This is a genomic window from Ignavibacteria bacterium, assembly GCA_013177855.1.
Lineage (GTDB): Bacteria > Bacteroidota > Ignavibacteria > Ch128b > Ch128b > Ch128b.
This window is the reverse complement of record JABLYA010000001.1, coordinates 872,447-896,135: the sequence shown is the minus strand read 5'-3', so window position 1 is coordinate 896,135 and position 23,689 is coordinate 872,447. Positions and strand designations below refer to the sequence as shown.

The 23,689-nt window shown below is 33.0% G+C and carries 23 protein-coding genes; 12 read left to right on the top strand and 11 right to left on the bottom strand.

The features are described 5' to 3' along the window. Positions 1–42 precede the first annotated feature (42 nt). The 8 genes from HPY57_03795 to HPY57_03760 all read right to left on the bottom strand — a co-directional run bounded on the left by HPY57_03795 (position 43) and on the right by HPY57_03760 (position 7,390). Entirely contained in the window at positions 43–696 is a 654-nt protein-coding gene (locus HPY57_03795) for a rhodanese-like domain-containing protein (GenBank protein NPV10894.1), read from the bottom strand. Further along, positions 693–1,298: a YeeE/YedE family protein gene (locus HPY57_03790; protein NPV10893.1), complete on the bottom strand. Its 606-nt coding sequence runs from the start codon at positions 1,296–1,298 to the stop codon at positions 693–695. The genes HPY57_03795 and HPY57_03790 overlap by 4 nt, the downstream gene beginning before the upstream one ends. Further along, complete coding sequence (locus HPY57_03785) at positions 1,295–1,870, bottom strand: YeeE/YedE family protein (GenBank protein ID NPV10892.1); 576 nt, start codon at positions 1,868–1,870, stop codon at positions 1,295–1,297. Before HPY57_03785 ends, HPY57_03790 begins: the two co-directional genes overlap by 4 nt. A 12-nt stretch (positions 1,871–1,882) precedes the next feature. Then, entirely contained in the window at positions 1,883–2,839 is a 957-nt protein-coding gene (gene nrfD, locus HPY57_03780) for a polysulfide reductase NrfD (protein ID NPV10891.1), read from the bottom strand. A 15-nt stretch (positions 2,840–2,854) separates the two neighbouring features. Further along, on the bottom strand, positions 2,855–3,394 hold the full coding sequence (locus HPY57_03775) for a 4Fe-4S dicluster domain-containing protein (protein NPV10890.1): 540 nt from the start codon (positions 3,392–3,394) through the stop codon (positions 2,855–2,857). 1 nt (position 3,395) lies between these two features. After that, positions 3,396–5,600, bottom strand: coding sequence for a molybdopterin-dependent oxidoreductase (locus tag HPY57_03770; GenBank protein NPV10889.1), 2,205 nt, complete (start codon positions 5,598–5,600; stop codon positions 3,396–3,398). Beyond that, positions 5,597–6,022, bottom strand: coding sequence for a MerR family transcriptional regulator (locus HPY57_03765; GenBank protein NPV10888.1), 426 nt, complete (start codon positions 6,020–6,022; stop codon positions 5,597–5,599). Before HPY57_03765 ends, HPY57_03770 begins: the two co-directional genes overlap by 4 nt. A gap of 177 nt (positions 6,023–6,199) precedes the next feature. After that, on the bottom strand, positions 6,200–7,390 hold the full coding sequence (locus tag HPY57_03760; protein NPV10887.1) for a hypothetical protein: 1,191 nt from the start codon (positions 7,388–7,390) through the stop codon (positions 6,200–6,202). Between the two features lie 76 nt (positions 7,391–7,466). On the opposite strand from HPY57_03760, the gene HPY57_03755 reads away from it, so the two are divergent. The 4 genes from HPY57_03755 (at position 7,467) to HPY57_03740 (ending at position 13,344) form a co-directional block, all read left to right on the top strand. Then, a complete protein-coding gene (locus HPY57_03755; protein ID NPV10886.1) occupies positions 7,467–8,249 on the top strand; it encodes an SDR family oxidoreductase in 783 nt (260 codons plus the stop codon). Between the two features lie 2 nt (positions 8,250–8,251). Beyond that, positions 8,252–9,055 (top strand): NRDE family protein, encoded by an 804-nt coding sequence (locus tag HPY57_03750; GenBank protein ID NPV10885.1) that lies wholly within the window; start codon positions 8,252–8,254, stop codon positions 9,053–9,055. Positions 9,056–9,301: 246 nt separating this feature from the next. After that, positions 9,302–10,588, top strand: a complete 1,287-nt coding sequence (locus tag HPY57_03745) for a hypothetical protein (GenBank protein NPV10884.1) — start codon at positions 9,302–9,304, stop codon at positions 10,586–10,588. 200 nt (positions 10,589–10,788) lie between these two features. Continuing rightward, positions 10,789–13,344 carry a T9SS type A sorting domain-containing protein gene (locus tag HPY57_03740; GenBank protein ID NPV10883.1) on the top strand — a complete coding sequence of 852 codons (2,556 nt, stop codon included), beginning with the start codon at positions 10,789–10,791 and terminating at the stop codon, positions 13,342–13,344. 99 nt (positions 13,345–13,443) lie between these two features. Here the strand turns inward: HPY57_03740 and prmA are convergent, their stop codons facing one another. Both prmA and HPY57_03730 read right to left on the bottom strand, forming a co-directional pair. Then, a complete protein-coding gene (prmA, locus tag HPY57_03735; protein NPV10882.1) occupies positions 13,444–14,298 on the bottom strand; it encodes a 50S ribosomal protein L11 methyltransferase in 855 nt (284 codons plus the stop codon). Beyond that, entirely contained in the window at positions 14,295–15,290 is a 996-nt protein-coding gene (locus HPY57_03730) for a M28 family peptidase (protein NPV10881.1), read from the bottom strand. Before HPY57_03730 ends, prmA begins: the two co-directional genes overlap by 4 nt. A 155-nt stretch (positions 15,291–15,445) precedes the next feature. Between HPY57_03730 and HPY57_03725 the strand changes: the two genes are divergently transcribed. The 5 genes from HPY57_03725 to phoU are packed head-to-tail and all read left to right on the top strand — an operon-like array spanning position 15,446 to position 19,726. Continuing rightward, entirely contained in the window at positions 15,446–16,270 is an 825-nt protein-coding gene (locus HPY57_03725) for a phosphate ABC transporter substrate-binding protein (protein ID NPV10880.1), read from the top strand. Between the two features lie 20 nt (positions 16,271–16,290). After that, positions 16,291–17,364, top strand: coding sequence for a phosphate ABC transporter permease subunit PstC (pstC, locus tag HPY57_03720; protein NPV10879.1), 1,074 nt, complete (start codon positions 16,291–16,293; stop codon positions 17,362–17,364). Further along, positions 17,361–18,269: a phosphate ABC transporter permease PstA gene (gene pstA / locus HPY57_03715; protein ID NPV10878.1), complete on the top strand. Its 909-nt coding sequence runs from the start codon at positions 17,361–17,363 to the stop codon at positions 18,267–18,269. Before pstC ends, pstA begins: the two co-directional genes overlap by 4 nt. Before the next feature lie 20 nt (positions 18,270–18,289). Next, on the top strand, positions 18,290–19,048 hold the full coding sequence (locus HPY57_03710; GenBank protein ID NPV10877.1) for a phosphate ABC transporter ATP-binding protein: 759 nt from the start codon (positions 18,290–18,292) through the stop codon (positions 19,046–19,048). 9 nt (positions 19,049–19,057) lie between these two features. Then, positions 19,058–19,726 carry a phosphate signaling complex protein PhoU gene (gene phoU, locus HPY57_03705; protein NPV10876.1) on the top strand — a complete coding sequence of 223 codons (669 nt, stop codon included), beginning with the start codon at positions 19,058–19,060 and terminating at the stop codon, positions 19,724–19,726. Positions 19,727–19,809: 83 nt separating this feature from the next. Here the strand turns inward: phoU and HPY57_03700 are convergent, their stop codons facing one another. Beyond that, on the bottom strand, positions 19,810–19,995 hold the full coding sequence (locus tag HPY57_03700; protein ID NPV10875.1) for a hypothetical protein: 186 nt from the start codon (positions 19,993–19,995) through the stop codon (positions 19,810–19,812). A gap of 239 nt (positions 19,996–20,234) precedes the next feature. Between HPY57_03700 and HPY57_03695 the strand changes: the two genes are divergently transcribed. The 3 genes from HPY57_03695 (at position 20,235) to HPY57_03685 (ending at position 23,570) form a co-directional block, all read left to right on the top strand. Then, on the top strand, positions 20,235–21,140 hold the full coding sequence (locus HPY57_03695) for a hypothetical protein (GenBank protein ID NPV10874.1): 906 nt from the start codon (positions 20,235–20,237) through the stop codon (positions 21,138–21,140). Positions 21,141–21,457: 317 nt separating this feature from the next. After that, on the top strand, positions 21,458–22,666 hold the full coding sequence (locus tag HPY57_03690) for a hypothetical protein (protein ID NPV10873.1): 1,209 nt from the start codon (positions 21,458–21,460) through the stop codon (positions 22,664–22,666). Continuing rightward, positions 22,653–23,570, top strand: a complete 918-nt coding sequence (locus HPY57_03685) for a hypothetical protein (GenBank protein NPV10872.1) — start codon at positions 22,653–22,655, stop codon at positions 23,568–23,570. The genes HPY57_03690 and HPY57_03685 overlap by 14 nt, the downstream gene beginning before the upstream one ends. Positions 23,571–23,689 lie beyond the last annotated feature (119 nt).

Here is a 23,689-nt window from a genome sequence, read left to right as displayed (position 1 = left end):
ATCTGCATACACTTAAAGAATGAGACAGCTTTAGGAGAGACATTAACAACCTTCTCGTTTCTTTTTCTTTGGTTGTATACTGCCAGTTGCTTTTTGTGTCGATGTTGGTGAAGGTAAAGATATTTCAGTTTTTTCTTCAACTGAAGCATTACCAGTAATTGCCTGACCACCAAAATATTTTGCAATTGCTTTCTTTTTTTCAAAAAGGCTTAATTCTTCTTTGGACGGATTTGAGCTGAGTTTTGGAAATAACACTTCGTTTTTCCAGCTTTCTAATCCGCCGTCAAGTATGTAAACATTTTTGAAACCTTTAGATTTTAAAATAAACCATCCTTGAGCAGCTCTTAAATTATCTTCAGCGTAAAGAATTAATTTTTGATTTCTGTACAATTCTGCTTCAGGTAATGAAACAAGTGGAATATTTTCAGCTTCTGGCAGTGAATATTTTTCAAATTCTTCAGGATTTCTTAAGTCAATTAAAACAAAATCTGCTTTTCCTTGAATTAACCAATCAGCAATAACTTCTGGTTTAATTTTATCCGAATCTTTTACCGTAGATAAAGCTAAATCTTTAACGTTAACTTCAACTATATCATTATCGAAAGGATTTCCTGCGAGAAGCGCAATTACTCCGAGAAGAATAGCAACCAAAGCCAGCTTTTGATTTAATGATAATTTAGAGAATAACTTTTTCATTTTTCATTCTCCGGATTTCTGAAAGCATATTTCTTTTCTGCCCATTCTGCCAAAGCGAAAGCACCAATTGCCATAACAACAACTAAAAAAACAACAAGCCCATAAGGTAGATGGAGAGCTTCAGGTAAACGGACAACTCCTAAATTTGTTGAATTATAGAAATCAGAAATGAGTGGATAAATTTCACCAAATGTAAATATTCCAAATAAGGCTCCAAGAATGAACATTAATCCATCAATACTACCAGTGGCAAATGAAACGACAGATGTTCCCGGACAATAGCCGCCAATTATAAAACCAATTCCTAAAATAAGTCCACCGATAGCTTGAGGGAGAATGTAAGTTTCAGTCATATAGATTAATTTCAAATCAAGAAATCCAATTACTCCTAAGTAATACACTCCCAGCATTGCTGTTACTATTGCGCTAAACATTACTTTAAGAACTCGCATATTAGAAAGATAAAATTGAGCAGCTAGGATTCTTGCACTTCCAAATCCACCTCTTTCTAAAGCGAAACCGAAACCAATTCCAATTAAAAATGCAATCACAAGACTTATTTCAGTGTTGAAATATCCGAATTTGAAAAATGGTGCGTTCATAACCATTGCCTCCTTAGAAAGTATGCAAAAGCATAACCACCGGCAAAAACCATCACCATAAATATCCAACTGCCAAGATTGAGTAAAGCACCGCCGGTAAGTGCCTGACCACTTGTGCAGCCACGAGCAAGTTTAGCTCCAAAACCCATCAAAGCACCACCAATAAAGGCAAAGAATAATCTTTTACCCTTTGAAATATTTGGTCCTTTCTCTACTCTTTTTCTGACTCTACCAGCTAAAGTGCCTGAGATAAATCCACCAACAAGGACACCAAGAACTTCAAAAACAAGCCAGTCTTTTAATGGATTGGTAGTCCCATCACCAATGTATTCTTTGTAAAATTCATTTGATGAAGCATGTTCTGGAGAGATATTATAAACTCCGTATGCGATGAGTGAAGACATTGCACCAGAGGCACCAAGGCCTCGACCCATTATGACGAATGAGAGAAGAAGAACAATTCCCAAACCAATTCCAGTCAAGTAAGGATTTGAATAAGGTTTGGGTTTTGCCTCAACAAGTTCAATGTCTTTAGTAAAAAGTTCAGAAATCTTTTTTGCAAGTGTTGTCATTTTTTACTCCTTTTACTTAAAATGTGCATTAAACCAATGACTGTATTGTCCAGCTTCGACTATGATAAATCTCAAAATAATTCCACCTAAGATGACAAAAATTGGCGCGACAGGTGTATGTTTTATTTTATGATTGACTGCAAGTAATTGAATAAAAAGTGGGATTAAAATCCCCATCAAAATAACTAAGACCCAAAATGCTGGAGCAAAAGGACCATTAATTAACAAAGTTGCAGCTTCTTTATGCGGTTTTGCGGAAGAAAGCAATCCAATTATGTACATAAAAATGACAAAGAGTTCAAGAGTTAAAAAGCCATTATCTGCTTTTGCAAGTAATTCGCTTTCGTATTTATTCTTTGCAAATAAGTGAACAAATGCTGCTGCTGTTGAAAGTCCTGAAACTAAAAATAAAAACCAGAGCAATGAAGAATTCCAGAGAGGTCTTGAACCCATTACGCTTAATAAAACACCAGTGTATGCACTAAGCATCAAGCCAATTAGCATATTAGCAATACCAGTAATCTTAACTAAAAATGGATGCGATGAAATTTTTAAACTGATATTGGCAATTGATTTAATTTTTTCCTGAATGAACAATGGTGGCTTTAAAAGTAAATTCAGTATCAATGCTGGATAGACAAGTAGAAGAATCCAGGCGCCCCAAGACATTGGTGAATTAATTTTAAAAGTAGTATAGAGGCGCCAAACATAAAGTTTGTGAGACAAATCAAGGAAGAGGAAGAACATACCAAGACTGATTAATATCAAACTAATTAACGGAGTTGAGAAACACGCACAATCTGTCTCTTTATATCTCTTACTGAAAATAAAGAATCCACTTATGATCATCATTCCAGCGACAATTCCGCCCAGGAAAAGATAAAGAGGAATCTGCCACTCCCACATTGACATATACGGATCTATGTGAGGATTATGGCGAGTGGTTGTAAGTTCAAGTAAATCTTGCATATCTATCTACCTCTTTCAAATTAAATAAAAGATATTTGGTTCAGTGCCAGCTTCTGGGAGATTTACATGCCATTTACGAGATTTAAGCAATTGACTTACTTCACTATTTGGATCATCTAAATCTCCGAAATAAATGCAATGAGTTGGACAAACTTCAACACAAGCTGGTTGTAATCCTTTTTCAACTCTGTGAATACAAAAAGTGCATTTATCAGCATAACCATCGGGATGAATATATCTTGCGTCGTATGGACAAGCTTCTACACAAGCTTTGCAACCAATGCACAAATCCTTATCTACTAAGACAATTCCACCCCATTCGTGAATATGACTTGCGCCTGTTGGGCAAACAGAAACACAGGGTGTATTCGTGCAATGATTGCATCTTTCAGTTCTAATTTCCATATGTAAGTCAGGAAACTTGCCGTGTACTTCAGTTACAATCCAATCTCGGTTGTAACCTTCAGGGATGTTGTTTTCAGTTTTACAGGCGAGTACACAATCCTGACAGCCAACACATTTTTTGGTATCGATGACCATTCCATATCTTGGCATTTTAAACCTCCAATTCAAAAGTTACAAAGTTTACATTCATTGCTGTTCCACCCATTAAGGGGTCAGTTGTATATTTTGTTATAAGTTCTGCATCACTTGCGCCCTTTCGGTAAATGGAACGCAATGCTCGTGATTTTTGACCAAATCCATGAACAATATAAACGCAATCTTTTCTTATTCTTTCAGTCACTTTAACTTTAACTGGATCACTCAAAACACCATCCTGATTTTTCAGTTTAATTTTCTGACCATTTTTCAAGCCCCACCTTTCAGCGACATCAGCATTTACCCAGACTTCATTTTCGCTCATCATATCTCGAAGCAGTGGATTCGATTGAGTTTTACTAAATGTATGCACAGGAGCTCTTCCAAAGAGAAGTCTGAAATAACCAGCTGGTGGATCTGGATGTTTTGTATATCTTGGAACAGGATCAAAGCCCGCTGAAGCAAGTTGATCTGAATAAAATTCAATTTTACCGGATGGAGTTTCAAACACTGGTTCAACGCCATCTTCAAAATAAATTGGTTGTGATGGAGCTTTTATAATTCCTTTTTCTTTTAATTCTTCAAAAGAAAGTCCAGCAAGACTTAATCTTGTTTGAAGATATTCTTCGATATCTTTCCAAGGGAAATATTGTTGGAGCCCAAGTTTCTCAGCTAATTTTTTGGCAATCCACCAATTTGGTTTTTGATTGGCTGGTTCTTCTACAACAGGTTGACGAATTCCCACAAAACCTTCTCTAAAAGGTGAGTTATTTAATTCATCATATCTTTCAAGATAAACTGACTCAGGAAGCACAACATCAGCCCAGCCGGCAATTTCACTTGGAATAACATCTATTACAACCATTAAATCAAGATTTTGGATCGCTTTTATCGTTTCTTCCCTATTTGGCAGAGCTTGAAGAAGATTTGTACCGTAAATAAACCAGCCTTTAATTGGATATGGTTTACTTGTAATTGTAGCTTCTCTTATTCCAGTTGAAATTTGTTCACCAGTTGCAAATGGAAATCTTCCATTTGGATTATCAACTGGTTCTTTCTTTAATTCTGGATAAGGTGGATATGGGTATTTGGGGATGCTCATTGAATAAGGAACATAGAAACCGCCTTTTCTTCCCCAACTTCCCATTAAAGCATTTAATAATGCAATTGCTCGACTTCTTTGAGTATCATCACCATACCAGGTTGTATGCCTTCCCGGGTGAATTAATGTTGCTGGTTTGTATCTTGACATTTCACGAGCGGTTTCAACAATCAATTCTGGTTTAATTCCTGTTTCGATATAAGCCCACTCGGGAGTGTATTGAGAAACTTCCTGAGCAAATTTTTCAAATCCGTAACCATATTTTTTTACATACTCTTCATCATATAATTTTTCTCGAACAATTACTCCCATCCATGCAAGAAGTAGAGCGAGATCGGTTCCAGGTTTAATTGGCAGATAATATTTTGCCTTGCTTGCAGCAACACTAAATCGTGGGTCAACAACTATAATTGATGCACCTCGTTCAACTGCTTTTGAAAATTCCTGCACTTGAGTATTGTGCATATTTTCACCGAGATGAGAACCAATTAAGACAAGACATTTTGCGTTTTCTATATCAGTTCTTTCTGGCGAACCAACTACATCACCAAATGTTAATTCAAAACCAACTTCGCGTGGACCACGACATTGTGCAAATGAAGGTGCAGTTTCATTTGGACTGCCATAAGCTCTTAAAAGATGTTTAATGAATGTTCCACCAATTCCATGAGAGAACAATGCGATTGATTCAGGCCCATATTCATTCTTTATCTTAATCATTTTATCAGCGATGTAATTCAAAGCTTCGTCCCAGGTGACCTCAACCCACTTTTCTTCACCTCGAAGATTTTTTCTAATTAGAGGTGATTTTAATCTTTCAGGATCGTAATGTGCAACAACACCTCCGGTTCCTCTTGGGCACAATCTGCCTTTACTAAGAGGATCTAAAGGATTACCTTCAAGTTTCCAGAGTTTTCCATCTTTTACATAAGCAATCACACCGCATTTCCAGAAGCATAAATCACAGTAGGTTGGTATTTTCTGAACGCCTTTAATCACTTTTGAATTTATTGTTTCTGCACCCTTTATGATATGTTTACCTCCACCGGATAAAATTGCGGCGGTTGCAATTGTTGCACTCGTTATTTTTAAAAATTTTCTTCTTGAAATTGTGTTCATCTGACACTCCGAGTTTTCTTAATTATGTCTTTAACTTTAGTGCAGTCACTCAGTGTTTTATAGACTTCACATTCACGGCAGCTCAAATTTCCGCATACTGTTTCCTTCCCTTTTGTCATCCAGCAAGGTTTTGTAGTTGAAACATAGGCGGGACAATTTTTTCTATCTTCTTCCGAACACTTAATGATTTCCCAGCAGGGGATGAGTGAATAAATTACTTTTAAGCCTCGGATGCTGATTTTATGTTCATTTATTGATCTTCTAATACACCTTAATCGATTAATATCATTTTCTGTATATCTACGCTGGTTATTTTCTCCTTTTTCGGGTATTATTAAACCTTCTTTTTCGTACATTCTTAAAGTATGAATTGAAATTCCCAGTATTTCTGCAACTTCGCTTATTTTATATGACTGTTCCATTTTCAATACTTTCCAAAAAATTGATATTTATAAATCTCAACATCCTTGCCAGTGAAAAAAAGAACAAAAACACCAAAAATTGTTAATTGTATGGTATTATCTTTTCAATATTGTGAAAATTAATTGATTGGTTTCTCAAACTTGATATTTATAAATATCAAGAATTATTGGAAGGTATTAATAGTTGTTGCGAGTAGAAAAATATTTAAGTTTAATTTTAATCGTAACTAAGGTAATGATGTAAATCACTAAACTTAAAAAGATTTGTCGTATAATTAACCAACTTCCATAAAATAGACCGGATGGAATTATAGTTAGAAGTAAAATAAGATTTAAAGTTAGAATTGGAATTTTAAAACTTCCGAGTCTTGAGAAAATTTTCTGTTGTCCAATTATGGAAAGAACTATTATTGGAATAAATGCTGCGACTACCAATCGTTCTTCATTTATTGCAAAGAATATTTGTAGATAGGATAGAATTATAAAGGGAAGAAATTTTAAAAACATCATTCCAGCATTAAACAAACCAATAAAGGCAAATATGAAATGTATAAGAAATGAATAAATGGTAATTCTGTAAAGGAAGGAAAGTGAAAACTCGTTTAATCGCTTTAATCCAATTTTATGAATTAAATATTTCAAATTATATGTACTTTCATCAAATTGGACAATTCTAAGTTGAGGTGCAATTGAGTTAAGATAGTTGAGATCATCATTTAATGGCGGAATTAGAATTCTTACAGCTATAAAAATTATTAGAGGTAAGATTGAGATGATAATTGTCTTTTTCAATATTTTTATATCAAAAAATCTGGTTGCATTGAATGTATAATAAAGAGGCAGAACAAATAGAACCGTTTCCTTTGTTAAAGCACCAAGAATTATTACAACTAAAAATAAAAAATCATTTTTAATAAGAATTAGATAAATACTTAATGTGATCAATAGATAAGCAAAAGCATCGGGCAGCCAGTAGTCATAAATTACAAATTTGCTAACATAACTTATAGAAAAATAAGCGAACATTAACGCAAATGATGATAGGGTCTCATTGAATAATTTCTGTCCAATCTTAAAAACGAAAAATCCCGTTAATGCGACTGACAGAAGAGAAATGATTTTGAAATTAATCGAGATTTCAAAAGGTAGAATTGATGCAATGAAAGGAACAAATATTCTCCAACAAAATGGAGCGATATGAAAATCCAGATTGTGAAGAGCCATCCATAAATATTTGTGATGATCCCAGTAAAGTTTAAAATGCGGGTGATTATAATCCAATGTATCAATTTTCAAAAAGAGTATTAAGGTTATAATAGATGAAATTATCAGAGCCAGATATTCATTTCTGAACTTTTTTATATGCATATTGCTTTTAAATGAAAATGCTTTTTAATAAACTTACACAAAAGTAATTATTACAAACAAAATCTGGAAAGGATTTATGAAAACAGCACTTATTACTGGAGCCTCATTTGGGATCGGCTATGAGCTGTCAAAAATTTTTGCAAATGAAAAATATAACCTTGTGCTTGTTGCACGAAACAGAGAAAGACTCAACGAAATTGAATCGGAACTAAAACGTGAAAATAATATCAGAATAAAAACATTAGTAAAAGATTTATCAAATCCAGAAGCTCCTAAAGAAATCTTTGATGAGTTAGTGTATGATAAAATTGAAATTGATGTTCTTGTAAACAATGCTGGATTTGGTTTGTTAGGTCCTTTTGCTGAATTAGACTTAAAAGATCAACTTGATATGATTCAGGTAAATATTACTTCACTTGTTCATTTAACAGGTTTAATTCTTCCATCAATGATTAAACGAGGCAGTGGTAAAATTTTGAATGTTGCTTCCACAGCAGCATTTCAGCCCGGTCCAAATATGGCGGTTTATTATGCAACAAAAGCATTTGTTCTATCATTTTCAAAAGCACTTTATAAAGAATTGAAAGATAAAGGTATAACGGTAACTGCATTGTGTCCGGGACCAACAAAAACAGAATTTCAGAAACGAGCTCGAATGGAAAATATTAATCTTGAGCGTTCAAAATTAATTCCTTATATGTCAGCGGAAAGAGTTGCCAGAGTTGGTTATAAAGGTTTAATGAAAGGTAAGAAAGTTGTAATTCCAGGATTTATGAATAAAGTTGGGACTAAAATTGTAAGGTTTGCTCCTGAGTCTTTCATACTTTCAATTCTACATAAGTTCAACTCGAAAGATTGATTATGTGTGTTCTGGTTTTTGCTTTGAAATCCCATCCAGAATATAAATTCATATTTGCTGGGAATCGAGACGAATTTTACTCAAGACCAACTAAACCAGCATCGATCTGGGGTGATGATGTAAAAATTTTATCTGGAATTGATCTGAAATCAAATGGAACCTGGCTTGGAGTTACAATTGAAAGGAGTGATTCAATTCCTGCTGGAGATTTTGCGGTGATAACAAATTTTAGAGACTTTTATCATTTCAAAGAAAATCCAGAACTCTGGTCTCGTGGTAAACTTGTTGCTGATTTTCTTCAGTCAAATTTTCCCTTTGCTAAAACAGAAACTCGTTTTAGAGATTTTATTGATTTTCTATTTTCTAATTCAAAGAATTTTAATCCTTTCAATTTAATTTTTGGCAACTTCGATGAACTGTATTACTTCACAAATGTGGATAATAGGTTTGAATTGATTTCAAATGGAATACACGGTTTAAGCAATAATTTTTTAGATATTCCCTGGCCCAAGGTGCACTGGGCAAAACTCAGATTTTCTGATATTATCCAGAATTCAAATAATCTTATCGATGATTTATTCGAATTATTTACTGATAATTCTCAATTTGATGACGAGTTGCTTCCAGATACGGGAGTTGGAATTGAAAGAGAGAGGTTACTTTCTTCAATTTTTATAAAAAGCGAAATATATGGAACGAGATCAACAACAATAATTCTAGTTGATTACAATAACAACATTAAATTTATTGAAAGGAATTACAATCATGAAAACTATTTTGATCAAGTGTTTGAATTAAATATTTAATCACCCACTTAAAAGAAAATTAGAACTGGGCTTTTCCTTTTATAAACATTCTGAATTTTTTTATGTCTCATCTTCCAAATTTTCGTACTCGTTTTTGATTTTGTTCTTAAAATTCATCTTACTGTTTATTTGAATGTACAACTTATTCTTATCAAACAGGGGGAATTATGAATTTTTTAGATTTATTTGATAAAGTTATTCAGGCACAGCTGTTGAGTTATGTTATGAAAATCAATGAGGCTTAAAATGAAAAAACTAATTCTTCTAATAACATTAATTCTTGGATTAAGCTTTTCGATTTCAGAAGCTAAAAATCCAGCACCTTATGCAAGAGTTACATTCACAATTTTTTACACTTCACTTCAACCTTATGGCGAATGGATTGAGATTGATTATGGAGTTTACGCGTGGAGGCCCTTATATGTAAGAGCTGGATGGTCTCCATACTTGATTGGAAGATGGGTCTGGACTCCTTATGGCTGGTATTGGGACTCATTTGAACCGTTCGGGTGGGCGGTTTATCATTATGGAAGATGGTATTATGATGATTATTATGGCTGGATCTGGATTCCAGATTATGAATGGGCACCTGCTTGGGTAGAATGGCGATATTCTGATGCTTACATTGGATGGGCACCGCTTCCGCCTTATGCAAGAGTATCGATAACTATTGGAATTCATTATTCAGTAAGATGGTATTCACCATACTATTATTGGAATTTTGTTCCAATTAGATATTTCTCTGGATATGAAGTTCATAAGTATGTAGTCGGACCGAAGTATAAGTATAGAATTTATTCAGACTCTCGACATTCAGTAAGATATCGTTACGAAGGAGATAGAATTATTAATTCAGGCATCGAAAGAGATTTCGTGGAAAGAAAAGGCGGGAGAATTATTGAAGCTAGAATTGAAGAGACAACTCGACTTCGTGATTTTTCTGAAAGAAAGTTTAATGAGAGAGATAATCGAGTTATAATTTACAAGCCAGATGATAGAGAAATAAATCGAGATGTGGAATATAAATTCAGAAAAGCTGAGAGAAATATTTCTCTCGAAGTTGATAAAATTCAAACTCAGAGAACAAATATCGATTTCAAATCAAGAGACAGAAATTTAGAGTCTTCTCAAAGGTATGAGAGAAATGAAAGAATAAATGATTTTGATCGAAGTATAGAGAGAGATGAGAGGAATTCAAGGGATCAGAATTATCAAAGAAGTAGAGAAGAAAATATTCGCGGAAGATTAGAAATTGAGAGAAAGCCTGATTTGCAACCCAGAGAAAGAAAAATTGAAGTTGATAAACGAACTTATGAACCGAAAATTGACCAATATGAATTTCAAAGAAGAAAGGAAGAAGTAGACTCGAGAAATGAGATACAGGAGAGACGAATTGAAAGATCAACTCCAGAATTTAGAAGAGAGCAAATAAGAAATTTACCTGAACAAAGAAATCAAAGGATTGAACCAAATCGAGAAGATAATCGTAAGAGGGTTTTAGAAAATACTCGTTCCAGAGAAGAGCGACGGTAAAAACTTTTTCAAATTCTCTCTCTCAAAATCAAACGGAGCCTTAAGTTTTACTCGGGCTCCGTTTTTTATTATGTCAAAAATTTTATTGGGTTGATAATTTTTACTTTTGAGACTTTTGAGATTGATTAATAAATTTGTTGGGCATCGTCTGAATTTATTGGTGATGTTCAAAATTAAAGAAATCAAAACCAGGAGGATTTATGAAATTCTTTTTAATTATATTACTCTCAATTTCTACACTCCTTTTTGCCGATAACTTTGAGTCAAAAGGTTTCAATTTGATTCAGAAATTTTATGAAGAAGGAAAAATTTCTTACCAGGAAAATCTCCTAAATAAATTTTATTTCATATTCAATAAACAGAAGCTGGATAAACGATTTAGATTTGAAAACGATTATCCAGTCAAATGCGCAACATCATTGATAATTGAGTATCAAAGAAATAAACACCTGCTTGATCAATCCGCAATTGATGAAATTGAATCTTTTATAAATCCAGAAAAACTAAATTCACCAACTGCATTCACTTACGATTCACCAGGAGGAAAATTTCGCTTAACTTACGAGACAACAGGTCCAAATGCAGTTCCCACTGCTGATAACAATGGCAACGGAGTTCCAGATTACGTCGAGTGGGTCGCAAGTTATTTCGATTATAGCTGGGCATTTGAAATGGATACGCTTGGATTTTTACCTCCTCCAATCGGAACAGGCAAATATCAAATCGGATTTGAAGAGATGAGCGCTTATGGTTATACAACAGTTGTAAGCGGACAGTTAACGAGAATTGTAATGCACAGAAATTTTGTTGGTTTTCCGCCTAATCAAGATCCTGAAGGGAATGTGAAAGGTGCAGCAAAAGTAACAGCTGCTCATGAATTCAAACATGCAACTCAGATTATGTATAATTACTGGAATGAACCTTCCTGGTATATCGAGCTCGATGCAACCTGGATGGAAGATATTGCTTATGATTATGTAAATGATTATTACAATTACATTACTTCATCTGGCTCGCCTTTTACTTCGCCAGGTCAATCACTTGATGCGGGAAGTGGTTACGAAGATTGTAACTGGATGCATTTCTTGAGTGAAAAATTTGAAGTCAATATAAATAAAAGAATATGGCAGCGAAGGCAATCCAATCCATCTGAGAATATGTTTTCAACTTTCAATTATGTTCTTTCAACTTTTTATTCATCAAATTTTCAAAATGCATTTAGAGAATATGTTGTCTGGAATTTTTTAACTAACTCGAGAGCAACTACTACACATCCCGGATATGGTGAAGCAGCACAGTATCCACTCGCCGCACTCTGCGCAACTGTAACTTCTTATCCTTACAATGGAAGCAACTGTTCAATCACAAAATATTCTGCCAATTTCATTAGAGTTAATCCACCTTCAAATTCAAATAATTTAATGATTAACTTTAATGGTGCTAATTCTCCGCACATTTTTAAAGTAACAGTGGTAACTCGCAATACATCAGGACTTGTCCAATCTTTTGAGATTCCTCTTGATGCAAATAACGATGGTAGCTACTTGATTCCAATTCCGAATAATCAACTTTCATATGCGGGACTTTGTGTTGCAGTTGTATCAGGAAATACAGGACCAACTTTTACTTACTCGATCACTGAGCAAACTTCATTTTCAACATCTGTGAGTTTAAATGCAGGGTGGAATTTATTGAGCGTGCCGATTACTCTTTCTAATATGAACTTTTCATCAATCTTTCCAGAAGCGACTTCTAATGCATATTATTATGATAATGGATATCAGATAGCTGTTACTGCTGAGCTTGGAAAAGGTTATTGGTTGAAATTCAATCAACCATTGAATAAAAATTTGACAGGAACTCCGCAAAGCTCAATTCAAATTAATGTAAAAAATGGATGGAATATAATTGGTCCATTGCATAATAATATTCCAATTGGAAACATTACAACGAATCCGCCAAATATAATTTCATCTTTATTCTATGGATATAACAATGGTTACCAAACAGCCACAACTCTTGAAAAAGGAAAAGGTTACTGGGTAAAAGTCTCTGCAAATGGAACGATGTCTATTCCATCAACTTTTTCGAAAGAGAATTATTCAAGTAGCCAAATTGATTTAATTCAACTTTTGAATGAATTAAATTCTTCTCCAAGAATAATCTTTTCTGATGATGCAGGTAATGAAAGTATTTTATATTTGACTGAAAAATCTTATCAACGCTATTTTGAATTACCGCCAATACCTCCATCTCAAATTTTTGATGTTCGATTTGAGAGTAATTCTTTTGTTGAGGCATTAGACCAAAAAAGTTATCTGGTTTCATTGCAGGGAATTAATTCAATCCTTAAAATTAAATCAGAAAATTTGGATGGAGCTCTTAAAATTTACGATCCAGTTACAGGAGATTTAGTTGGAAAATCAAAAGGGAATGAAATTGTAATTAAAGATAACTACTCGAAGCTTCGAATTGAACTTGAAAATCTTCCTGCCACTTACGAGCTTTATCAAAACTTTCCAAATCCATTCAATCCTTCTACTTTAATTTCGTATCAATTGAAAGAAGATGGTTTGGTACAATTAAAAATCTATAATTTAATTGGGCAGGAGATCACAACTCTTGTAAATGAAAAGCAACAAGCTGGAAGATATGAGATTAATTTTAATGCAAGTAAACTGCCGAGCGGAGTTTATGTTTATTCACTCAGAGTTAATGATTTTGTTCAGACTAAAAAAATGACTTTGTTGAAGTAAGCTCATCATTAAAAAATAACGAAAGCCTTCAAACTGAAGATAGTTTGAAGGCTTTTTTTGTTAGAGTTAAAAATAAATAAGTTTATTTCAACCAATTCTTCAATTCTTTACCAGAACGACTCCAATCCATTCATCTTCGATTAAAATTTCAATTAGCTTACAGCCGAGTGATTCATACTTTTCAATTATTTCTTTCTGATCTTCTATCAATAATCCCGATAAAATTATAAATCCGCCTTTCTTAATTCTTTTTTGAATTTCTTCAGCAATGTCCATCAAAATGTTTTTCTGGATATTTGCTAAAATTAAATCAAATCCTGTTTCAGTAATTTCATTGATAGTTCCAACAATGAAAGAACATTTATCTTTTACATCATTTTTTTCGAACTTTTCAATCACATTATCTTTCACATTCTCATCGTTGTCGCAGGTGACAGCGAAATCTGCACCAAGTTTTATTGCGGCAATGGCTAAAATGCCTGTTCCTGTTCCAATATCAAGAATCTTTGTTCCTGGTTTTACATACTTCTCCATTAACCTGAGCATTAGACGAGTAGATTGATGATAACCGGTTCCAAATGACATTTTGGGGTCAATTGTAATTACAATCTCGTCGTTTTGTTTTTGATAATCTCGAAATGAAGGTTTTATAACAATTTTATCACTGACTTTAATTGGTTGAATAGTTTTTTCCCATTCTTCGTTCCAGTTTTTTTGCTCGAGGGTTGATTGATAAATTTCAAATCTTTCGATTATTGATTCTTTTTTGAGATTGTTCAGAGCGTTCGTCAAGAAATTGTAATCTTCTTCATTGAACTTTTCGAAATAACAGACTAATTCGTTGTCATTTTCTTCAATTCCTATTAAGTCAAGAAGCATTACAATACCAGTAATCAATTCTGGTACGAATGGAAAAGTTTTGATCGTTACTTCGTAATAAATTTTCTGATTCATCTTTCTGTAAATTTAATTGAATAAATTAAAGTAGTAATTAATTTCCCAACTTCTTTTAATGTTTCTTTGCTTATGTTTTCAATTGTATCGTTTTGTGTATGCCAGTAATTTCTTCGTGGGTTTGGTGAATCCGCTCCGATCAAATCGGCATCGATAATATCAATAATTTTCATTCCCATTTCTCCGAGTGGAATGTGGTCATCATAAATTGGATTTGAAAATTCGTTGGAGAAAGATTTTAAATTTAGTTCAGATGCAAGTCGCCAGACTTTATCGACAACATCTGGTGCAAACTGGTATGAGTTAGGTTCCTTTTTGAAAACCGCTTCTTTATCTCCAACCATATCCAGGAGAATTCCAAATTGCGGATTAATGTAAGTTGGCTTATTCTGTATAAAGTATTTAGAACCGAGAGAATAATTCATTAAATCGTTTTTTCTTCCATAATCTTCGGCGTCAAAAAGGACTATGTCAATTCCAAATTCAGGTTTGTGTTCACTTAAAATTTTGGCAAGACTTAAAAGTACAGCAACTCCGCTTGCTCCATCATTTGCACCTAAAATTGGTTTGTTTTGGTTTTCAGGGTTTTTGTCTTCATCAGATCTTGGTCTCGTATCCCAATGAGCGCAAAGTAAAATTCGTATTTTACTCTCAGGTCTAAACGAAGCAATGATATTTGAACAATTTAAAATCTCGCCATCATAACCTGGATAACTGAAATTCTGAAAATAAACAGTATCAGCAAATTTTTTCAGTTCATTGAATAAAAATTCTTTTGCAAGTTTATGACCTGATGAATTTGGATTTCTTGGTCCGAATGATAGTTGTTTTAATATATATTCATAGGTAAGATTTTCATCAAAATTTGGAATTGTTCGGTTGTATTCAAGCATCCAGACGACTTCTGTTGTTTTTATTGGTTCGTCTTTCTTTTTACAATAAATTAATGTGAATAAAAGCAAAGAGCTTAATACAACTAAAGTGATTCTCATTTTGTTACCTGATTTTTACTAAAATAAACTTTTTCAAAATTTGACTTAAATTTTTTATTTGAGAAATTAAAACATCTTAATCAAAAAGCTCTTAACAATTTCTTAACATTGCATTTTTATATTTGCAATGGATGTATAAAAATCATTAAGCCTAAATGAAAAAAATTACTTTGATAAGCATTTTATTAGTTACTCTTTTCTTGAGCGTTTTTGCAAATTATGTGATCACAATCAAAGGCTCAGATACAATGGTCATTTTAGCTCAACGATGGGCTGAAATTTATATGAAGAAAAATAAAAATGTCGTAATCCAAGTTACTGGCGGAGGAAGCGGGACGGGAATTTCTGCACTTATTAATGGAACAACTGATATTTGTAATTCTTCCAGACCAATCAAAAAAGAAGAAAAAATAAAACTAAAGAAAAAATACGGTACAACCGGTGTTGAAGTCAGAGTTGCAATTGATGGGCTTGCAATTTATGTGAATGAAAAAAATCCTGTGAGTGAATTAACCCTTCAACAAATTCGAGAAATTTACACTGGAAAAATTAACAATTGGAAAGAAGTTGGCGGCAAAGATGCTCAAATCATTCGATACTCAAGGGAAAATAACTCAGGAACTTATGTCTATTTTAAGGATGAAGTTTTGAAAAAACAGGATTTCGATAGAACAACTCAATATTTACCCGGAACAGCAGCTGTTGTCAATGCAGTTGCGAAGGATCCAAATGGAATAGGTTATGGTGGTGCAGCTTATGGAGTTGGAATTAAAGATGTGAAGGTCAAAAAAGATCCTAACTCTCCAGCTTATGCACCGACTGCAGAAAATATTAAAAAAGGTTTGTATCCAATTTCAAGATATCTTTATATGTACCTTCGCAAATGGCCTCAAGGTGAAATTAAAAAATTTATCGATTGGATTTTAAGCGAAGAAGGACAAAAGATTGTTGCTGAAGTTGGTTACTTCCCCCTAAATTAAAAATTAAAGATTAGGAATATATGGACGAACAATTCAAAAACGAATTGCTGAAAAAAAGATTTTATTTCTCTGATTGGCTTGCAAGAATTGTAATAACATTGGTTTCAATAGTTTCCTTTATTTCAATCGCATTGATTTTTGTATTTGTATTTCGTGAAGCTTTACCAATTCTTAATTACACACCTGAAGTTGAAACTTACACTGATGAAGAATTGCAGATGCAAGTTTATAATGATTTAAATAATCAAATTGAAAAGAAAGAAGAAAAATTATCAAACACGAAAGAGCAAATTGAAATTACACCCAGAAATGATGACCAAATAAAACTACAATCAGTCTGGGAAAGTGTTTTTTCAACAGTCTGGGATCCAATTTCAAAAAATCCAAGGTATGGAATAATTCCATTAATTGTGGGGAGTTTAAAAGTCACTTTAATTGCTATACTGATTGCTGCGCCAATTGCAATTCTTGCGGCATTATTCACCTCTACTTTTGCACCTAAATGGGCTAAAGAAATCTTGAAACCGGCAATTGAAATTTTAGCTGGATTTCCTTCGGTAGTGATTGGATTTTTTGCTCTTGTTGTGTTAGCCACTTTTCTTCAGAATCTTTTTGGATATCAATACAGGTTAAATGCTTTTGTCGGTGGTCTTGCATTATCTCTTGCAGTCATTCCTATTATTTACACGGTTACTGAAGATGCACTTTCGGCTATACCTAAATCTTATATTGAGGCAAGTATTGCACTCGGTGCTGAGAAATGGCAGACAGCAATTTATGTCGTTTTACCGGCTGCTGCACCTGGAATTTTTGCTGCCGTCCTTCTTGGAATTGGAAGAGCTTTCGGGGAAACAATGATTGTAATGATGGCTACGGGAAATGCTCCAATTATCTCTGCGTCAATTTTTGAACCTGTCAGAACAATGTCCGCTACTATTGGTGCTGAAATGGCTGAAGTAATTTTTGGCGAACTGCATTACAATGTTTTGTTCTTGTTAGGTTCAATCCTTTTTCTTTTTAGTTTCTCTCTCAATGCAATCGCTGAATTTTACATTCGAAACAGATTATTGAGAAGAATTGGTGGCTCTAAATGAAAACGAAAAAGATTTATGATCTTTCCGTAAAATCAATTACAGCTCTTGCCGCTTTTCTTATTTTATTGATGGTTATTGTTATTATGGGAAATATTATTCTGGGCGGTTGGTCTCACATTACCTGGGAATTTTTGACAACCGCACCAGAGGAGGGAATGACTAAAGGAGGAATTTTCCCAGCAATTTTTGGAACATTCTTGCTCGTTATTATAATGTCAATCTTTGGAATTCCAATTGGAACTATCTCTGCAATTTATCTTACCGAGTATGCTAAGCAAGAATCATTTACTTATAAAGTGATAAGGTTCTCTGTGAATACTCTTGCTGGAATTCCTGCAATCGTATTTGGTTTATTTGGACTCGGATTTTTTGTTCAATTTGTTGGAAGAGGTTTGGATAATGTTTTGTATGGTGGTGAAATGTTACGATGGGGACAACCCAATATTCTCTGGGCAAGTCTTACGATGGCTTTACTAACCTTACCAGTTGTTATTGTTTCTGTCGAAGAAGCCATTAGAGCGGTTCCAAGGGAATTAAGGGAGGCAAGTTTTGCACTCGGGGCAACCAAATGGCAAACAATTAGAAAAGTTATTATACCAAATTCAATTACTGGAATATTAACTGGAGGAATTTTAGCAGTAAGTCGTGGTGCAGGTGAGGTTGCTCCAATTCTTTTTACTGGAGCTGCATATTTTTTACCTTATCTACCGACTTCACTTTCAGATCAATTTATGGAACTTGGTTATCATATATACATTATGAGCACCCAGTCACCAGATGTTGAAGCAACTCGACCAATTCAATATGCAACTACGTTGGTCTTGCTTATTCTAACCTTTGCTCTGAACTTTTCTGCAATCTTTTTAAGATATAGATTGAGAAAAACAAAAGCGAAATTTAGTTAATAGATTTGCTAATGAGGAGTATGGAAAACACAAAAATTATCACTCGTAATTTGAATTTCTTTTATGGGAAGAAACAAGTTTTGTTTGATATCTCCTTGGAAATTCCTGAAAGAAAAGTAACTGCATTGATTGGACCATCAGGTTGTGGAAAATCAACTTACCTACGCACATTAAATCGAATGAATGAATTAATTGATGATGTGCGAGTTGAAGGTGAAGTATTGATTGATGGAATTGATATTTATAAAAATAATATTGATGTTGTCGCATTAAGAAAAAAAGTTGGTATGATTTTTCAAAAATCAAATCCATTTCCTAAGTCTATCTATGACAATGTAGCTTATGGACCGAGAATTCAGGGAATCAGAGATAGAAAAATTTTAGATGAAATAGTTGAAACAAGTCTTAAGCGAGCAGCTCTCTGGGATGAAGTTAAAGACGAACTAAATAAAAGTGCGTTATCCCTTTCTGGTGGTCAGCAGCAGAGACTTTGCATTGCACGAGCTCTGGCAGTAAATCCAGAAATTTTATTAATGGATGAACCAGCAAGTGCACTGGATCCGATATCAACAATTAAAATTGAAGATTTAATTTTTGAACTTAAACAGAATTATACAATTGTCATTGTCACACATAATATGCAGCAGGCTGCAAGAGTAAGTGATTACACAGCGTTCTTCTATATGGGTCATCTCGTTGAATTCGATGATACAAAGGTTATGTTTACAGCACCAAAGAAAAAACAAACTGAAGATTACATCACTGGAAGATTTGGATAGGAGACAAAAATGCATAAACATTTTGAAACCGAATTAGAATCTCTCAAGACCAACATCACTAAAATGGCAAGTCTGGTCGATGAAATGGTTGAGGAAGCATTTATTGCACTCAAAGAAAGCAATATTGAATTGTGTAAAAAGATAAAGGCTCGTGACCGTGAAATTGATGCATACGATAATTTAATTAAAACGCAATGTGAAAATATTCTTGCTCTGTTCCAACCATTTGCTATCGATTTGAGATTTATCTTAACTGCTTTAATGGTCAATAATCAACTTGAAAGATGTGGTGATATTGCAGTTAACATCACTCAAAGAGTTAAACCTTTGATGGATTATAAATTTCTTCTCGAGGAATCAAAAGTTTTTGAAATGGGAGAAATTGCAAAACAAATGTTTAAAGATGCAATCGACTCTTTTATTAATCGTGATTCAAAACTCGCTGAACAAATAGGTGATAAGGACAATATTGTTGATAGTTATAACAAAAATATCTTTCGTTTTTTAGTTGATAAAATGAAAACTAACAATGAATTGATCGAACCCGCATCTCATCTGATGATTTTATCCCGTCACATTGAAAGACTCGCTGATCACTCGACCAATATTGCTGAAGATGTAATTTTTATGGTCAATGCAGAAATAGTCTCACATAAGCACAAATTAGGACATCAGTAAGGATTTTAATTCAAGTTTTTAACCAAGCTCTTTTAATTTTATTTCATCTAGTTTTTAAGCACTAACGAATATGCAATACATTTCTATTTGGCAGTTAATGCCTTTTTAATTTTGGGCACATCACTTTTTGAAAAATAACTGCATGCACCTTTCTTAGCTGTCGGCTGAATACCCAACTCTTGAATTGCTTTTTTAACTTTTGCCGCAGGAACTGAAAGTTGTTCTGCTATTTTTCCAACCGTTAAAAGTTCTTCTTTCTGATTTTTCATTTTTGTCCTCATTTTTAGTCTAAGATAAAATCAAGTGATTTAATTAACAATTAGAAGTTTTTCTTCTGCAGGATTTGATTTAATAAAATCATCTACCGTGTTTTGATTTACATCACTCATAAATTTCCTGATTAAGAAACTTAAGTTAATCTAAAACTTTGTTCAGATGTATTAAATAAATATTCTTAAAGAATTCTTAACATTAAACTTTTATATTTGAAAAACTAAAGGAGGATAAAATGTTAAGAAGAATTTCCACTCTGTTTATTTTGAGTTTAGTTTTTATACAGTTAAATGTTCTATTAGCTCAAAATAAATCCAATGATGAAATTGTTATCGCGTTTCTTACAGATATTCATGTACAACCTGAACGGAATGCAATTGAGGGCTTTAAGAAAGCAATTCAGAAAGTAAATGAAATCAATCCAGATTATGTAATAACTGGCGGTGATCTGATTTTTGATGCACTGGCTGTAAATTTTGAGAGAGCTGATAGTTTGTTCAATATTTACAATGAATTGGTAAAATTAATCAAAGCACCTGTTTACAATACGATGGGCAATCACGAAATCTTCGGCTGGTATGAAAAAAGTGGGGTACCGAGAGAGCATAAATATTTCGGAAAAAAATTATTCGAAGCTAAAGTTGGAAAGACTTACTATGCGGCCGATCTTAAGCATGTCAAATTATTTGTTCTTGACTCAATAGAAGAACTTCCTGAGAAGGGGAGATATTACGGATATGTAAATGAAGATCAACTAAATTGGTTAAAAAATGAATTAAGCAAAACTGACACATCTACTTTTCTGATTGTTGTTTCACACATTCCGCTTTTAACTTCATTTAGTCAAATACGAAATGGTTCAATGGCAGCCAATGATAGAGGCCTTGTTGTTGAAAATTCAAAAGAAGTTTTAGATCTATTTAAGCGGCATAATTTAAGATTAGTTTTACAGGGTCATCTACATTTTTATGAAGACATAAACATTCAAAATAGGATAAGATTTATAACAGGCGGAGCAGTTTCATCAAGATGGTGGACTGGTCCTAATGAAGGACTCGAAGAAGGTTTTGTTTTGTTAAGAATTAAAGGCAATCAAATCTCTGCTGAATATATTGACTATGGCTGGGAGGTAACCAAATAGATTTGGTTTAAGGTCTCATTTCGAAAGAAAATTAATTTCTGAATTTCTCTCAGTGAATTAGATACAAATTCTCTGAAAGAGTATTAGTTACAGATTTATTTTCCAATGTATTTCTAAATTAGAATGGACCTATAATTAGAAAAAAATTAAATACTCTTTCATCTTTATTATCTAATATCTCATATCCTGAATTTGCATTACAGTGATTAGTAAATTTTTTATCCTTCCTTTGTGAGAAATTTTTGGAAAATTTCAGTCACTCATACTCAATTTATTTTAGAACGCAAGTAATAAAAAAAATTAAAGGAAGCGTAACTATGTTAGAAAAAACACTAATAAACGGAATTACTAAAATGATAGAACCAAAAAATGGAAAGCCAGACTATTCATTAATCGGTTTCTCCGATGCTGCAAAAGTAAGAGGCTCATTGGTTGCATATAACCTTTGCCTCGAGAAATTTTATTCATCTCTTTTGCTTGATAGAACTTCCGAAGAGGATGAAATAAAAAAACACAACCAGCAAGTTGAAGATGAAATTTCGAGACTTGTGGAAAAAATTAATATAAAAAATAAAGAACTAAAAGAATTAGAGAGTAATATAATTCCAGAGGCACAGAAAGAATTTCAAAAAGCGAATGACGATTACCAAGATTTCAAACAAAATCCATCAAAGTTTGTAAATATTCAGAAAGATAAATTTATGTTATGGCTTTACGGTGGTTTATCGATTCTCATAAGCATTTTCTTATTCTTTTATTACTCATCTGTTATCTTTTCAGCATTTTTTAGAGAGATCAAACTCGATAAAATGACCTGGTACAATTCTATTTTTTATCCAAGAGCAATTGAAGAGGCCTTTAAATTAGGTTTTACTTCAGGGATGATCGTAATTTTAAGCTCAATTGTTTTTCTAGCATTAGGTATTTTATTAGATACAATAAAGCATAGATCAAAAAGAAAAATAAAATGGGGATACATCGCCGGTTTAGTTTTTACATTCTTACTCGATGCACTTTTTGCTTATCACATTTCAGAGAGAATTTATGAATCAAAAGCAATTAATGTTTATGGAAATGTTGAACCTTTCAATTTAGGATTGGCTTTACAAAATTTAGATTTCTGGATAATAATTGGATTAGGTTTTTGTGTCTACATCTTGTTTGGAAAGATTTTCTCCTTATTCAACGAGCAGCGAACTTTTAAAAATGAATTTGATAAAGTCGAAAACGCTTTAAAATCAAAAATTATGATTACAGAAACGAAGTTAAATGAATTACGCAAAAAAGTTGAAGATATAAAATCAGAAATTCAAGCTTACGAAAGCGAGATAACAGATCTTAGAAAAAAACCTGAAGTTATTTCTTATAATTTACACGAGCTTAAGAATATTTTATCTGAATATACTATTGGCTGGATATCTTTTCTAACAAATTCAGGCTGCACTGAAGATGATGTTAAACAGATTGAAAATGAATTAAAAGCATTTTATGAAACAAAAGGAGTTTTGAGCAATGAAAGAGCATAAAATTTTATTCCAATTTGTAATCATTACTTTACTTTTTGCTTTGATTGGTTGCTCAAATTCTGATAAAAACCAAACTGATGAAAAAGTCTCTCAAAAAAATTACAAGAATATTAACCTAACGATCCTCATAGATTTATCCGATAGAATTTCTGAGGGATTAAATCCAGGCCAGGCAAATAGCGATATAAAATTAATTAACAATGTGTTAGAAATTTTTAAGAAATATTTAGCCGAGAAAGGGGTTGTATATTCAGAGGACAAAATCAAAGTGATATATTATCCTGAAGTTGATTCAGATACAATGAATTCAATTATTGATAGTTTGAATATCGATTTTGCTAAACTGAGTTTTGTTGAAAGAAAAAATGTTTATAATACTCTCATCCAAAATTTCAATAAAAATTTAAACAAACTTTATGATAAGGCATCAAGAATGTCTGAATATCCTGGCTCCGATTTATTCAATTACTTTAAACATAGACTAGTTGATGATTGCATTATCGATGATTCAAGTTATCTCAATGTATTGCTGATATTGACAGATGGATACATCTATCATGAAAATGCAAAATATCAGATTGGAAATCGTTTCAGTTATCTTGCGCCGAAATCAGCGCATATTCAAATCTTTAGAAATAGACCAGACTGGGAAGATATATTCAATAAACAAGATTATGGTTTGATCAATACAGGAGTTGATCTTTCAAACTTGTATATAATTGCTGCGCAGTTTAATCCCATCTCTTCATCACCAAAAGATTTTGATATTTTGAAAAAATATTGGTCTCGTTGGTTTGAAGAGCAAAAGGTAAATCATAGGAATTATAAAATTCTAAGGAATGATAATCCTAAATTAAATTCTGCAATAATTGAAAAATTCTTTCAGACTATTTTAGAAAATTAATAGTGAACATTTTTTTTGCTGTTATTTAAGTGTGTTTGAAGAATTTTCTCTGACCAGAATTTGTTATCAATTTCACCGATGTAAATCTGAAAATCGTTCATATGCCTTTCGCACTCAAT

Coding starts and splice junctions, on each gene's coding strand:
- HPY57_03710 (NPV10877.1), top strand. CDS start 18,290: ATGGAAAACACAAAAATTATCACTCGTAATTTGAATTTCTTTTATGGG.
- HPY57_03700 (NPV10875.1), bottom strand. CDS start 19,995: ATGAAAAATCAGAAAGAAGAACTTTTAACGGTTGGAAAAATAGCAGAA.
- HPY57_03760 (NPV10887.1), bottom strand. CDS start 7,390: ATGCATATAAAAAAGTTCAGAAATGAATATCTGGCTCTGATAATTTCA.
- pstC (NPV10879.1), top strand. CDS start 16,291: ATGGACGAACAATTCAAAAACGAATTGCTGAAAAAAAGATTTTATTTC.
- HPY57_03765 (NPV10888.1), bottom strand. CDS start 6,022: ATGGAACAGTCATATAAAATAAGCGAAGTTGCAGAAATACTGGGAATT.
- HPY57_03755 (NPV10886.1), top strand. CDS start 7,467: ATGAAAACAGCACTTATTACTGGAGCCTCATTTGGGATCGGCTATGAG.
- phoU (NPV10876.1), top strand. CDS start 19,058: ATGCATAAACATTTTGAAACCGAATTAGAATCTCTCAAGACCAACATC.
- HPY57_03695 (NPV10874.1), top strand. CDS start 20,235: ATGTTAAGAAGAATTTCCACTCTGTTTATTTTGAGTTTAGTTTTTATA.
- nrfD (NPV10891.1), bottom strand. CDS start 2,839: ATGCAAGATTTACTTGAACTTACAACCACTCGCCATAATCCTCACATA.
- HPY57_03795 (NPV10894.1), bottom strand. CDS start 696: ATGAAAAAGTTATTCTCTAAATTATCATTAAATCAAAAGCTGGCTTTG.
- HPY57_03745 (NPV10884.1), top strand. CDS start 9,302: ATGAAAAAACTAATTCTTCTAATAACATTAATTCTTGGATTAAGCTTT.
- HPY57_03790 (NPV10893.1), bottom strand. CDS start 1,298: ATGAACGCACCATTTTTCAAATTCGGATATTTCAACACTGAAATAAGT.
- HPY57_03740 (NPV10883.1), top strand. CDS start 10,789: ATGAAATTCTTTTTAATTATATTACTCTCAATTTCTACACTCCTTTTT.
- prmA (NPV10882.1), bottom strand. CDS start 14,298: ATGAATCAGAAAATTTATTACGAAGTAACGATCAAAACTTTTCCATTC.
- HPY57_03770 (NPV10889.1), bottom strand. CDS start 5,600: ATGAACACAATTTCAAGAAGAAAATTTTTAAAAATAACGAGTGCAACA.
- pstA (NPV10878.1), top strand. CDS start 17,361: ATGAAAACGAAAAAGATTTATGATCTTTCCGTAAAATCAATTACAGCT.
- HPY57_03690 (NPV10873.1), top strand. CDS start 21,458: ATGTTAGAAAAAACACTAATAAACGGAATTACTAAAATGATAGAACCA.
- HPY57_03750 (NPV10885.1), top strand. CDS start 8,252: ATGTGTGTTCTGGTTTTTGCTTTGAAATCCCATCCAGAATATAAATTC.
- HPY57_03725 (NPV10880.1), top strand. CDS start 15,446: ATGAAAAAAATTACTTTGATAAGCATTTTATTAGTTACTCTTTTCTTG.
- HPY57_03730 (NPV10881.1), bottom strand. CDS start 15,290: ATGAGAATCACTTTAGTTGTATTAAGCTCTTTGCTTTTATTCACATTA.
- HPY57_03775 (NPV10890.1), bottom strand. CDS start 3,394: ATGCCAAGATATGGAATGGTCATCGATACCAAAAAATGTGTTGGCTGT.
- HPY57_03785 (NPV10892.1), bottom strand. CDS start 1,870: ATGACAACACTTGCAAAAAAGATTTCTGAACTTTTTACTAAAGACATT.
- HPY57_03685 (NPV10872.1), top strand. CDS start 22,653: ATGAAAGAGCATAAAATTTTATTCCAATTTGTAATCATTACTTTACTT.